Source organism: Photorhabdus sp. RM323S (assembly GCF_042879375.1).
Taxonomy (GTDB): domain Bacteria; phylum Pseudomonadota; class Gammaproteobacteria; order Enterobacterales; family Enterobacteriaceae; genus Photorhabdus; species Photorhabdus tasmaniensis.
This window is the reverse complement of sequence record NZ_JBHFKZ010000002.1, coordinates 94,881-107,470: the sequence shown is the minus strand read 5'-3', so window position 1 is coordinate 107,470 and position 12,590 is coordinate 94,881. Positions and strand designations below refer to the sequence as shown.

At 43.3% G+C, this 12,590-nt stretch carries 14 protein-coding genes; 9 read left to right on the top strand and 5 right to left on the bottom strand.

Going from position 1 to position 12,590, the window contains the following annotated elements; all coding sequences use genetic code 11:
- Positions 1 to 89: 89 nt before the first annotated feature.
- A complete protein-coding gene (locus ACGF7G_RS01535) occupies positions 90 to 953 on the bottom strand; it encodes a YicC/YloC family endoribonuclease (RefSeq protein ID WP_133814072.1) in 864 nt (287 codons plus the stop codon).
- 125 nt (positions 954 to 1,078) lie between these two features.
- On the opposite strand from ACGF7G_RS01535, the gene rph reads away from it, so the two are divergent.
- The gene (gene rph / locus ACGF7G_RS01530) at positions 1,079 to 1,795 is read left to right on the top strand and encodes a ribonuclease PH (protein ID WP_387463089.1); all 717 of its coding nucleotides are present in this window, start codon (positions 1,079 to 1,081) and stop codon (positions 1,793 to 1,795) included.
- Positions 1,796 to 1,878: 83 nt separating this feature from the next.
- Positions 1,879 to 2,520: an orotate phosphoribosyltransferase gene (gene pyrE / locus ACGF7G_RS01525; RefSeq protein ID WP_387463087.1), complete on the top strand. Its 642-nt coding sequence runs from the start codon at positions 1,879 to 1,881 to the stop codon at positions 2,518 to 2,520.
- A gap of 59 nt (positions 2,521 to 2,579) precedes the next feature.
- On the opposite strand, the gene slmA is transcribed toward pyrE, so the two are convergent.
- The 3 genes from slmA to coaBC form a co-directional block, all read right to left on the bottom strand.
- Positions 2,580 to 3,179, bottom strand: coding sequence for a nucleoid occlusion factor SlmA (gene slmA, locus ACGF7G_RS01520; protein WP_387463085.1), 600 nt, complete (start codon positions 3,177 to 3,179; stop codon positions 2,580 to 2,582).
- Positions 3,180 to 3,295: 116 nt separating this feature from the next.
- Complete coding sequence (gene dut / locus ACGF7G_RS01515) at positions 3,296 to 3,754, bottom strand: dUTP diphosphatase (protein ID WP_387463083.1); 459 nt, start codon at positions 3,752 to 3,754, stop codon at positions 3,296 to 3,298.
- Positions 3,732 to 4,949 carry a bifunctional phosphopantothenoylcysteine decarboxylase/phosphopantothenate--cysteine ligase CoaBC gene (coaBC, locus tag ACGF7G_RS01510; protein WP_387463081.1) on the bottom strand — a complete coding sequence of 406 codons (1,218 nt, stop codon included), beginning with the start codon at positions 4,947 to 4,949 and terminating at the stop codon, positions 3,732 to 3,734. Before coaBC ends, dut begins: the two co-directional genes overlap by 23 nt.
- Positions 4,950 to 5,146: 197 nt before the next feature.
- Here coaBC and radC point away from each other — a divergent pair, with 197 nt between their 5' ends.
- From radC to ACGF7G_RS01475, 7 genes are all read left to right on the top strand, one after another.
- Positions 5,147 to 5,839 carry a DNA repair protein RadC gene (radC, locus tag ACGF7G_RS01505; protein WP_133814067.1) on the top strand — a complete coding sequence of 231 codons (693 nt, stop codon included), beginning with the start codon at positions 5,147 to 5,149 and terminating at the stop codon, positions 5,837 to 5,839.
- Between the two features lie 239 nt (positions 5,840 to 6,078).
- Positions 6,079 to 6,315 (top strand): 50S ribosomal protein L28, encoded by a 237-nt coding sequence (gene rpmB / locus ACGF7G_RS01500; RefSeq protein WP_004265123.1) that lies wholly within the window; start codon positions 6,079 to 6,081, stop codon positions 6,313 to 6,315.
- A gap of 11 nt (positions 6,316 to 6,326) precedes the next feature.
- A complete protein-coding gene (rpmG, locus tag ACGF7G_RS01495) occupies positions 6,327 to 6,494 on the top strand; it encodes a 50S ribosomal protein L33 (RefSeq protein WP_010847629.1) in 168 nt (55 codons plus the stop codon).
- A 173-nt stretch (positions 6,495 to 6,667) separates the two neighbouring features.
- Positions 6,668 to 7,789 (top strand): glycosyltransferase family 4 protein, encoded by a 1,122-nt coding sequence (locus tag ACGF7G_RS01490; RefSeq protein ID WP_387463078.1) that lies wholly within the window; start codon positions 6,668 to 6,670, stop codon positions 7,787 to 7,789.
- A 186-nt stretch (positions 7,790 to 7,975) separates the two neighbouring features.
- The gene (locus ACGF7G_RS01485) at positions 7,976 to 8,974 is read left to right on the top strand and encodes a glycosyltransferase family 9 protein (RefSeq protein WP_387463077.1); all 999 of its coding nucleotides are present in this window, start codon (positions 7,976 to 7,978) and stop codon (positions 8,972 to 8,974) included.
- A 7-nt stretch (positions 8,975 to 8,981) separates the two neighbouring features.
- The gene (locus ACGF7G_RS01480; protein WP_387463076.1) at positions 8,982 to 10,100 is read left to right on the top strand and encodes a glycosyltransferase family 4 protein; all 1,119 of its coding nucleotides are present in this window, start codon (positions 8,982 to 8,984) and stop codon (positions 10,098 to 10,100) included.
- Entirely contained in the window at positions 10,081 to 11,256 is a 1,176-nt protein-coding gene (locus ACGF7G_RS01475) for a glycosyltransferase (RefSeq protein ID WP_387463075.1), read from the top strand. Before ACGF7G_RS01480 ends, ACGF7G_RS01475 begins: the two co-directional genes overlap by 20 nt.
- A gap of 57 nt (positions 11,257 to 11,313) precedes the next feature.
- Here ACGF7G_RS01475 and rfaL read toward each other — a convergent pair whose 3' ends face one another.
- Entirely contained in the window at positions 11,314 to 12,528 is a 1,215-nt protein-coding gene (gene rfaL / locus ACGF7G_RS01470) for an O-antigen ligase RfaL (RefSeq protein WP_387463193.1), read from the bottom strand.
- Positions 12,529 to 12,590 lie beyond the last annotated feature (62 nt).

The window sequence follows — 12,590 nt, the reverse complement described above, 5'->3', positions numbered from 1 at the left end:
GAAAGTATATGTGAGGCTATGCCATTAAAAAAGCTCGCTATTACACGAGCTTTCTGGTTCTTTGCAACTTTGTGATTCTTTGTAAAATGTTACTCAATATTCTGAATCTGCTCCCGCATCTGCTCAATCAGCACCTTCAATTCAATAGCGGAATTGGTGATATCGGCATTAATAGATTTGGATGCCAGAGTATTAGACTCACGGTTGAATTCCTGCATCATAAAATCCAGTCGGCGGCCGACGGCCTCTTTTTTCTTCAGGATATTGTGGGTTTCTTTAACATGGGCGTCGAGGCGATCTAATTCTTCCGCCACATCAAGGCGTTGAGCCAGCAGGACCAGCTCCTGTTCAAGACGGTTATTTTCGAGCTGTACCTGAGCTTCTTCCAGTTTAGTTTGCAGGCGTTCCCGCTGCCATTGCATGATTTCAGGCATTTGCTGGCGAATTTTACTGACTTCTTCGGTGACAGCGTCCAGACGCTGTTCAATCATGGTCTTAAGTGCAGTACCTTCGGTTTCTCGGCTTTGAATAAAAGCATCCAGTGTTTTCTCCAGCTCTTCCAGCAGTTGGGTACTGATAGCATCCAAATCCTGCTCTTCCGCTGCCATGACACCTGGCCAGCGGAGGATATCAACAGGATTGATTTTACCTTCATTACTCTGTTGTTTAACCCAATTCGCCGCATTTACCAGCTGTTTCGCTAAAGTTTCATTTAGAATGAGTTCGCCTTGAGTGCGTGAGTCCAGTTCGAAACGCAGGTTGCACTCAACTTTTCCGCGAGTCAGACGGGAACGAATGCGTTCACGGATCACCGGTTCCAAGCTTCTGAATTGTTCTGGCAGGCGGATATAAGTCTCTAAATAACGCTGATTAACGGAGCGCAGTTCCCAAGCCGCATTGCCCCATTCATTTTTGATATCTCGCCGTGCAAAAGCAGTCATACTACGAATCATGATTCGTTCTCATTCAAATAAAAGATTAAGGGATTATAACGCTCGTTGTAGATGCAGGATAGGCATTAGCCCTGTTAGGCCGTATAATGCGCCCCCAATAATGATTTAACAACGGAGATAACACTATGCGCCCAGCAGGAAGAGCGGCAGAGCAAGTGCGCCCTATCACTATAACCCGTAATTACACTAAGCATGCAGAAGGTTCGGTTCTGGTGGAGTTTGGGGATACCAAAGTGTTATGTAATGCATCCGTTGAAGAAGGAGTTCCCCGTTTCCTGAAAGGCCAGGGACAAGGTTGGGTTACGGCTGAATATGGCATGTTGCCGCGTTCTACTCATACCCGAAATGCCCGTGAAGCAGCCAGAGGAAAACAGGGGGGGCGTACTATGGAAATCCAGCGTTTAATCGCTCGTTCGCTGCGCGCCGCTGTTGATCTGAAAAAATTGGGTGAATATACCATTACTCTGGATTGTGATGTGATTCAGGCTGATGGCGGTACCCGTACAGCGGCTATAACGGGTGCTTGTGTAGCGCTGGTTGATGCGCTGGATAAAATAGTTGCAGCGGGTAAGCTAAAAGAAAGTCCTCTGAAATCCATGGTTGCTGCGGTCTCTGTCGGTATTGTGGATGGTGAAGGCCGTTGCGATCTGGAATATGTGGAAGACTCAGCAGCGGAAACTGATATGAACGTCGTGATGATGGAAGATGGCCGGATGATTGAAGTGCAAGGTACTGCGGAAGGCGAACCGTTTAGTCATGATGAGTTGTTGTCCTTGTTGTCCCTTGCCAAGGGGGGATTAGAGGACATTTTTGAAGCGCAGAGAAATGCGTTAAAACAATAAGTTGATTCAGGCGACGTATTAGTCGCCTTTTTTGTGCCTGTTGTATGGCGGATAATCATAACTAAGAGAGAGGAGAGACACCAATGAAAGCCTATCAGCGCGAATTTATTGAGCTTGCGCTAAAAAAACAGGTATTGAAGTTTGGGGAATTTACCCTGAAATCAGGACGTAAAAGCCCGTATTTTTTTAATGCCGGGCTGTTTAATACCGGGCGTGATTTGGCGTTAATCGGGCGTTTTTACGCGGCAGCATTGTTGGATAGCGGTATTCAGTGTGATTTGTTGTTCGGACCTGCTTATAAGGGGATTCCAATCGCAACAACAACGGCGGTTGCATTGGCAGATCACCATGATATTGATATGCCATATTGTTTTAATCGTAAAGAAGCTAAAGATCATGGTGAAGGTGGCACTTTGGTCGGTAGTCCACTTAAAGGAAATGTTGTTCTGGTTGATGATGTTATTACCGCAGGCACTGCTATCCGTGAATCCATGGAGATTATCAAGCAGCATAATGCGACTCTTGCCGGTGTGATGATTTGTCTTGATCGCCAGGAACGAGGAAAGGGTGAAATCTCGGCAATTCAGGAAGTTGAAAGAGATTATGGTTGCAACGTGTTTTCCATTATTACCCTGAATGATTTGATTAGTTATTTAGATAGTCAGCCAGAGATGAAAGATCACCTGGATGCAGTGAAGGCATATCGTGAGCAGTACGGTATCTGACAGGTAAGCTTTAAAAAAAGCCCTCGCCCAATAACGGGCGGGGTGAGTAGTAGAATAGCTTATTGTAACTGAGCTAATAGCAATGGCCAGCGTGCTTCAAATTCCTGGGTTGGACGATAGTGGAATTCTGAGCGAACAAAGCGTGATAGCATCCCTTCACAAAACGCCAGTAACTGAGAAGCTAATAACGACTCATCATAACTGAAACCTTGTCCATCACGTAATTTTTTCTCTTTCAAAACTTGACGGATCTGTACTTCAATTCGTTCAAATAATTGATTTATGCGCCCTTGCAGCCGATTTTGTTCAAACATCAGAGCATGGCCTGTCATGATGCGGGTCAGACCTGGGTTTTTTTCTGAGAAGCCCAGAATCAGAACCAATATCAGGCGGATACGAGTAATGGTGTCCTTTTCGTCTTGCAGAATCAGGTTAATCCGTGAAATTAATGTGTCTTCAATAAACTCGATCAAGCTGTCAAACATCCGGGTTTTACTGGGAAAATGCCGGTACAGTGCAGCTTCGGAAACGCCTACGTTGGCGGCCAGTTTAGCGGTAGTGATCCGCTGGCTGCCATCACTGGATTGCAACATATGCGCAAGGGCCTGCAAAATCTCCTCGCGCCTGTTTTTTTTCTTCGTATTTTCGTTTTCTGCCATGTCTGACAAGACCTCTGCTAAGAACAGTAAAACAAACAAATCAGCAACTCTTTGCCCAAGGGTATTTTGAGCAAAGAATATGATAATTGGTTAATGATATTAGGTTTTACAGAGATTTATTGGCGACCGGAATGACCAAAACCACCGTTGCCTCTTTTGCTGGTTTCAAAATCTTCCACCAGATTGAATTCAGTCTGAACAACGGGTACAAAAATCATCTGAGCGATACGTTCGCCTGGCTCGATAGTGAAAGTTTTATCACCACGGTTCCAGACCGAAACCATCAGCTGACCTTGATAATCGGAATCAATCAAACCAACCAGATTACCCAGAACGACACCATGTTTATGTCCAAGGCCTGAACGGGGCAGAATAACGGCTGCCAGTTGCTCATCGCCAATATGAATGGCAAGCCCGGTCGGAAGAAGTTCAGTTTGTCCTGGAGCCAGTTCTACCGCGTTGTCGAGGCAAGCCCGTAAATCTAAACCTGCGGAACCGGGAGTCGCGTAAGTTGGCAGAGGAAATTCTTGCCCGATACGTGGATCAAGGATTTTAACGTCGATTTTTTTCATCATAGCGTCTGACTATCTCATCTAATAAATGGTGGCTGAGTAATAACTTATTACTATGAGGTAAGCGGATATCTCCCTCATGCCAGAACAAATGTAGTGCATTAGTATCACTGTTAAAGCCGTGACCAGTAAGGGATACATCATTCGCACAAATCAGATCCAAATGTTTTTGGTCCAGTTTTTTACGTGCGTATTCTTCCACATTCTGGGTTTCAGCCGCAAATCCAACAACAAAAGGGCGATTTTCTTGCATTGTGGCTACATTGGCAACAATGTCAGGGTTTTTAATTAGAGTAAAAGTAATTTCTTCACCCTGTTTTTTAATTTTTTCTGGGGCAATTTGTTTAGCGCGGTAATCTGCAACCGCAGCGCAACCAATAAAAATGTCCTGTGAACCGGCTACTGCCTGTACTTGTTCATTCATTTCCAAGGCGCTGGTTATGTCGATTCGTTTGATACCCGGAGGGGTCGGTAAATTAACGGGGCCTGTGATAAGGGTGACTTCTGCACCCCGCGCTGCTGCGGCTTGGGCGATGGCAAACCCCATTTTGCCGGAGCTGTGATTGCTAATAAAACGGACAGGATCTAGTGCTTCACGGGTTGGTCCGGCGGTAATAGCAAGTTTTAGGTGAGCTAAGTCTTGGCTTGCTTGAAAATGTTGTTCAGCCAGTTCAACAATCGCCATCGGATCCAACATCCTACCAAGGCCAACGTCACCACAAGCCTGATTGCCGCTGTCTGGGCCCCACAGGAGAACCCCCCGTTCTTCAAGGATCTTGAGATTATGTTGTGTTGCCTGAGCGCGAAACATTTGTTGATTCATCGCGGGTAACACGGCAACGGGTGCCGGGGAAGCTAGACAGACAGTTGTCACCAGATCATTTGCCATACCAACTACCAGACGAGCCAGTAAATCCGCCGTAGCTGGGGCGAGAATAATGAGCTCAGCCCATTTGCCAAGTTCTATATGTCCCATAGCAGCTTCTGCTGTCGGATCTAACAGGTCGTCGGAGACGGGGTAACCGGAAACTGCCTGCAACGTCAGTGGTGTAATAAACGCTTCTGCTGCCGGTGTCATCACTACACGTACCTGTGCGCCGCGATCACGCAGGCGGCGTACCAGTTCGGGAGTTTTGTAAGCGGCGATCCCTCCGCTAATACCAAGCACAATTTGTTTGCCGGAAAGTCCTGACATCATGGTTGTCCGAATATTGAGTTGCAAGGGTTCTGGATTTTATCACAAGAGATTACAGAGTTGAGGATAGTCTGAACTTTGATAGTGAAAAAGGGTAAGTTTGCGAGCGGCTACGCAGCTTATGAATATGATGTTCGCCCTTATTTTTAAGGCATGGAATACTGTTTGTATCAGATGAAACAGGGCAGGGAGATGAATATATGGAAGTTGGCATTGCTGAAAATACAGAAGAAATATATTCAAATTTAGCTCCCAGAGAAAAATTGCTGGCATATGGTTCAGTTTCTTTAACAGATACGGAGCTACTGGCTATTTTTCTGCGTACCGGGACCAGAGGGCTTCCGGTTTTGCAGATGGCTGAATTTTTGCTGAAAGAATTTGGGTCTCTGTATCATTTACTCTCTGCTGATTATGACACTTTCTGTTCTCATAAAGGGATGGGATTAGCCAAATATGCACAGTTGCAGGCTATTGCAGAATTGGCAAAGCGTTTTTTCTCCAGTCAGTTCGTTCATGAAGATATTATGAGCAGCCCAAGTGTGACTCAAGAGTATTTGCAAAACCTGTTATCAGGGCGTGACAGGGAAATATTTGTTGTGTTGTTTCTCAATAATCAAAATAAAGTCATCTGCCATGAGGAGATGTTTAAAGGCACAATCAATAAAGTTGAAGTTCATCCTCGTGAAATTGTCAGATCGGCGATAAAGGTAAATGCCTCATCTATTATTTTGGCGCATAATCACCCATCAGGTCATGCGGAGCCTAGCCTGGCTGATAAAATTGTTACAGACAAAGTCATTGATGCCTGCAATTTGGTTGGTGTACAAGTGCTGGATCATCTGGTTATTGGCCGGCAATGTTGTGTCTCATTTGCTGAACGAGGCTGGATTTAGCCAACTTTTTCAAGCTCCTTGGGGATCTTTAGTTGTGCGGGACTTGAGCGTCAGCGATTGAGAGCGTATACTACGCCACCTTTGAGGATCTTTGGTTTGGCGAGAAGAGCCTATCTCAGCACATTTTCTGAGTAAATGTGAGTCTTTTCAGTAGAATTTGCTGAGATGGGCTCCTAAGCCTGACGAGGCGGCCATACCCAATACAAAGCTCGAGCTGATTTGATTTTTGGAGAATAGACATGTCCCGAGTCTGCCAAGTTACTGGCAAACGCCCGATGAGTGGTAACAACCGCTCTCACGCATTGAATGCGACTAAGCGTCGTTTTCTGCCTAACCTGCATTCCCACCGTTTCTGGGTTGAGTCCGAGAAACGCTTTGTAACTCTGCGTGTATCTGCTAAAGGTATGCGTGTGATTGATAAGAAGGGTATCGATGCAGTTTTGGCTGAACTTCGTACCCGTGGTGAGAAGTACTAAGGAGCTGAAAAATGGCTAAAGGTATTCGCGATAAAATCAAGCTAGTTTCTTCAGCTGGTACTGGTCACTTTTATACCACTACGAAGAACAAGCGCACTATGCCTGAGAAACTGGAAATGAAAAAGTTTGATCCAGTTGTTCGTCAGCATGTAATGTACAAAGAAGCTAAGATTAAATAATTTTGGCTGATTTGATAAAAAACCCGGCTTAGCCGGGTTTTTTGTTGCCTATAGGTTTTATAGTCGATATTCACTCATTCTTCTCAACGTTTCATATATATCCGGTTATTCATAGACGTAAAATGTTGTTTCGCTATACTAACGTCTTCCGGCAGGCTGGATATGGAGCCGAAATGGCTAAAGAAAAACTAAATATTTTACATACGGAATCTTCTTGTGGTTGGGGCGGTCAGGAAATCCGTATTTTGACGGAATCCCAGGGAATGATAAAACGTGGGCACAAGGTGGTTATTGTTTGCTGTCCAAATTCTAACATCTACCGTGAAGCAAAATCTTATGGTGTGCCAGTTGTAGCTTTGCCTATTGAGAAAAAACGGCGGTCCAGCTTTCTTGCTATGCGTAACTGGTTGAAAAAAGAAGGCCGTCAGTTTGACATTATTAATACACACAGTTCGACAGATTCATGGTTGATTGCTTTGGCTTGTACAACGTTGAGGCATATGCCGCCGATGGTCAGAACCCGGCATGTCTCAACCCAGGTTTCTAATTCAATGACAACCCGCTGGTTGTATCTGAAAGCGTGCCGGCATATTGCGACTACAGGTGAAAAACTACGTCAGCATTTGCATGCTAATAATCGTTATCCATTACAACATATGACATCAGTACCCACCGGTATCAATTTAGATCGTTTCCGACCGGAAGATAAGCAAGTTTGCCGTCAGCGGATTGGTATTCAGGATAAACCGACATTAGGTGTTGTTGCGACGATGAGAACCTGGAAAGGGCATCGTTATCTGTTAGAAAGTTGGAAAGTTCTGCACCAGAAATATCCTGACTGGCAGCTTCTGTTTGTTGGTGATGGTCCACAACGTAAATCACTGGAACCGTTGGTGAAGCGGGAAGGTTTGTCGGATAGTGTCATTTTTTTAGGTAACCGTCAGGATGTTCCTGATTGCCTGAATGCGATGGATTTATTTGCATTACCTTCTTTTGGTAATGAAGGCGTGCCACAAGGGATTATGCAGGCAATGGCGTGTGGGATACCTGTTGTATCAACCTCGGTTGGCGCGATTACCGAAGCGGTAGTTGATGGTGAAACGGGTTATATCGTGGAACCCAGAAACGCAGAGCTATTGACAGAAAGTTTAGAGTTGTTGATTCATAATAATGAACTGCGCTTGCAATTCAGTCATTCTTCATTAGAGCGAGCAATTGCTTTATTTGGAGTGGATAATATGCTAGATAAAATGGAAAAGATCTTTTTTCACAGCATTAAAGGTAAAAATCATTAACATTCTTTAAGATTATTCTCGGTGCTATCCTTTGATTTATGGTTCTGGACGAAAAGTAATTTGTTGATATTAAATGGCTATAAAGTTGATTGTAGTTTAATTATCCTGCCCCGAACGATAGCATACAAAAAAGCTTTGTTGTATATTTTGTTGAATTTTATAGCAGATTAATCAGATAATTGTCTTATGCAAATCAAAAATATTCTGGTCATTGTCATAGCACGTTTCGGTGATACCTTACTGGTGACACCGGTTCTTCGTGCTTTAAAACAGAAGTGGCCTGGTGCGAATATTGATGTTATGGCGCATAAAAGAACCAAACAGATCCTTGAAAATATAAGTGGTATCAATAAATTGACTGCTTTTTCAAAAGGCAAGGCAAAATGGTGTGGTTGGTTTACCGGTAAACATTATGATTTGGCTTTAGTATATAGCGACGATAAACCGCTATTACAATATGCAAAACGCAAATCAGGCTTAACAGTTTCATTTTCAGATGAATCTTCGTTGCAATCGGGTTGGATGGCAGTGAAAAAGCCAGAAATATTGATACCAGCTCAACAAGAACGAGCGATGCTGGCTAATGCGATAGATGTTGAGGTGAGTGATTGGCGGTTGAATTATTGTGTTAGCGAAGAGGAACTCCATTTTGCTGATGGTTTTATGCGGCAGCATCATTTGGATAATAAGCTCCTGATTGGTTTTCAGTTACAAAGCTTCCCGGCAAAAGCTTATCGTGACTGGCCGGTTGAACATTTTTATAAATTAGCGCAATGCATTTATCGCGGTTATCCGCATTCGCATATTATGTTATTAGGCAGCACGGATGGTGAAATTGCTGCTCAATCACTGGCAGAAAGACTCGGGGCTGAAAAATGTACTTCGTTGGTAGGGAGACTGACAATGCGACAGAATGCGGCAATGATGAGTAAACTTGATTTGTACATTGGTGTTGATACTGGGCCGACACATTTAGCCGGCGCATTAGGTATCCCGATGGTTGCGATGTATCACAGTTTTCACCCGGGCCGTTTTTTAGCACCTCAACAACATGCACATTTGGTAGTTATTGAGCATCCTGTTCATTATATGCAAGCCACACGTGAAGATCCGATGTCTGCTATATCTGTTGAACAAGTCTGGCAGGCAACTCAGAAATTATTGGCAACCAAGTCAGCAGGGTAATAAACAGATGAAAATAGGTTTAGTTGATGTCACTGTGACTATGTCTTACGGTGGCATTCAGACGGCAGTCTGGGAACTTGCGAAAGCGCTGACTGATGCCGGTCATGAGATCCATATTTTGGGGGGAACGGGTGATGTCCGGCCAGAGCTGAATGGAAGAGCAATACGGATTCATACTTTTCCATTCACTCCCAGAGAGAACGTGATTAATATCGGCCGGCGTTTTCAGCGTATTATTGAACGTTACTCGTTTGCCCGCCATGCCCGTAATACAGTTATTACTGAAGATTTTGACTGGATTATTCTGACTAAGCCATTTGATTTTTTCTGGCCACGCATGATGCCAAAAGGGAGCCGTACTAAGTTTTGTTATATGAGCGGCGGTACCAGTTTCTTCAAGGGTGACAGAACGCTGAGTAAACGAATTTCAGCCTGGGTGGCATGCAGTCATTTTAATGCCTGGCAGATTCAGCACCACTTTAAACAATTCCCAAAGGTTATTTACAACGGAGTTGATATTAATAAATTCAGGCCGGCTGACTCTGCTGTCAGAACTCATCTTGGAATCAGTAATAAAACATTTTTACTGACCTTTGCCGGGCGTTTGGTTGGTTGGAAAGGTATGCATGTGGCGATTGATGCAATGGTTCAGCTACAAGATAAAGATGTTAAGTTACTGATTATCGGAGCGGGTGAAGATCTGAAACATCTGGAAAAACGGGTTGCGGCACTGCGACTGGAAAAACAGGTAATTTTTCACCCACCTGTAGGACATGATCAATTGCCTGAATATTATGCTGCTGGTGATGCGGGGATCTTCCCAAGTATTGGTGATGAAGCGTTTGGAATAACGATCGCGGAAGCTATGGCGTGTGGCAGACCTGTTATTGCCAGTTATATCGGAGGCATACCGGAAGTTGTCGGTAACGAGAATAAGTCAGGTATTTTGGTCACGCCAGGGGATGCTTCAGCTATTGCCGATGCAGTTAATTTTTTATTGTCTCAGCCAGACAGAGGGCAAAGAATGGGAAAAGAAGCTCGCCAGCGGATTGAAACAATGTATACCTGGGAACATTCAGCCAATCGTTTACTGAAAGCAATAAACAATGAAGATCGCCTATATTGATCCCTACCCGGTTCCTGATTATCGGGTTGCATCACTACAAATTCTGCAAAATGTTGATGCGTTTGCTCGTCAGGGGGCTGATGTTTATCTGGTTGTGCCTGAAGGTAAAAATACCGTAGAGGAGATACTTGGGCGCTCATTATCATCATCAGCTAAACTGATATCGTTACGCAATATCCGGCGTAAATGGTATTTTCCGTTGAATACCCAAAAGATGTTCTATTTTCAGGTTTCCAGCTGGTTGAGAAAGAATGAGGTAGATGCCGTTTTTACCCGCAATCTGAAAATTGCGAAGTATCTATTATGTAAACACCCAGAAATTCCTCTGTTTTTCGAAAGTCATGAGATTTTTGCCCAGTCATTTAAGGAGTCACATGATTTGGGTAGAAATAAAAATCAGCGTAAATATCAGAAGTTGAGAGAAACCGAACACTTTGTTTATAGTCAGTCCAGGATTGTTTTTGTTCTGACTTCGCTACTGCGTGACGACATTATCAGTGAATATCATGTCGATACATCTATTGTTGTTGCGCCAGATGGTGTAGATATGCTGGCAGCAGAGTCGATGTCATCAAATAAACTTGCATCAACTAAGAGTGAATTCCCAACCCAGATTCTTTATCTGGGTAGTTTGCATCATTGGAAGGGGGTTCCGACGGCGATTAAGGCGATGAGTTATCTTGAAAATGCAGTGCTGAATATTGCGGGTGGTGAACCAGAACAAATTCAACAGCTACAGCTGATTGCTCAACAGATTGGTGTTTGTGACCGAGTCAATTTTTTTGGATTTATTCAGCCTAAGTTGCGTTTCCAGATAATTGCAGATAATGATATTTGTCTGTTGCCATTAACTAAAACCAGTATTGGTAGCCGCTATACTTCACCACTGAAGCTATTTGAGTATATGGCGATGGGTAAACCTGTGGTTATTTCCGATTTTCCTTCTATTCGTGATGTGGTTGATGAAAATGCGGTCAGTTTTGCTGACAGTGAGAATGCGGAAAGTTTTGCTCAACAAATCCAGTTATTGAGAGACAATGCCGGGAGGGTTAAAGCACAAGTCGGTTATGCAAAAATGCTGGTAACAGAGCGTCTTAACTGGGATAAACGGGCCAAGCTTATTATGCAGACGATATCAAAGGATATTTCTGCATAATAATCGGTGTAGAGATAGGCTATATACAGCCACTGATGATATGGCTGAGATATTTTGCTAGTCACTTTTCTTTTTATACAGCGCAGTCATCAAGCCAAATAAAATACCTATTTCATTGATATAGGTATTTTCAAAGGCACCACGGACAATAAATAGTCCGATAAACCCAGTCAGCAGAATAATTCCTGCCTGCCTTACTATTCCGCCATTATGACCAATAATATGACTACTGGTGTACAGTGCTGAAACGGTCATCAACAATGTTGTGATCAGGCCGATTATTCCACCAGCAAACCACAGTGCCAGAAAGATATTATGAGGGCCGATAGACGTGCGAAATACCCAGCCTGGATAGTCATTAACTCGTTCATCGTAGACCTTATGGTAGACTTTATTGCCATAGCCATAACCTTTAACTGGATTCTCTAAAATCAGGTTAAAAGCAGCTCCTTGAGTTCCATTGGTATAACGGTAGCTGCTATCTGTTTGGGTAAGCTTAAATAGTAATTTGTTATCTGCATTATGTGTCATAGTGAAGTGGGTAACTCCAACTAAGAGACTAAGGCTTAAACTTGCTGCTATGACTAGTTTCCATTCTCGATTAATAATGATGATAAAGATCGTTATAACAGCAGCAGCTACCCAGGCACCACGGGTTAAGGTACCTAACAACAGAAACAGGCTGATAGCCGAAGCGATAGCCAATATCAGCCAGCTAACTAAGGTGTGTTTTTTCCACAATGCCCAGGTGCAAAGTAATATTGGGAAATAGAAAATAAAACCATAAGAAAATTCCCGGTGGCTATAGCCAGTGAAAGGCATTTCACCCCGATTGTAGTTAATAATGTATCTACCGATATCAGTCAGACATATTGCCAGTATCCCAATGGCGAATGAGAACAGAATCATCTTGGCAATGCTTTCTTTATTCTCTTTGTACAATACAACCGGAAAAGTAAAACTGAACAGCAGCAATCCATTTAGAATAGGTTTATTCATCTCTTGAAAACTCAATGTGGGATCGACTGAAATCACGACTGAATAGAACATTGCCAAGATGAATAACAGAACGGATAGGAATAGCGAATTACGCATAGCGTGCATTACCTGACGAAAATCTGTTACCAGATAGGTCAGCGCAGTAATGCCAATCAGGATAATAATCATATTTTTATATCTTGTTATATCAGGTAGATAAACAAGAATGATATAAATCCCAATAAGGGATAAATTCCATAATGATTTTTTATTACAATTTTTAAGAGTAAACATATTCATCCATCTGTTTTCATTTCTGTTGAACTTGGTTGGAAATGATACATGAAAAGATTATC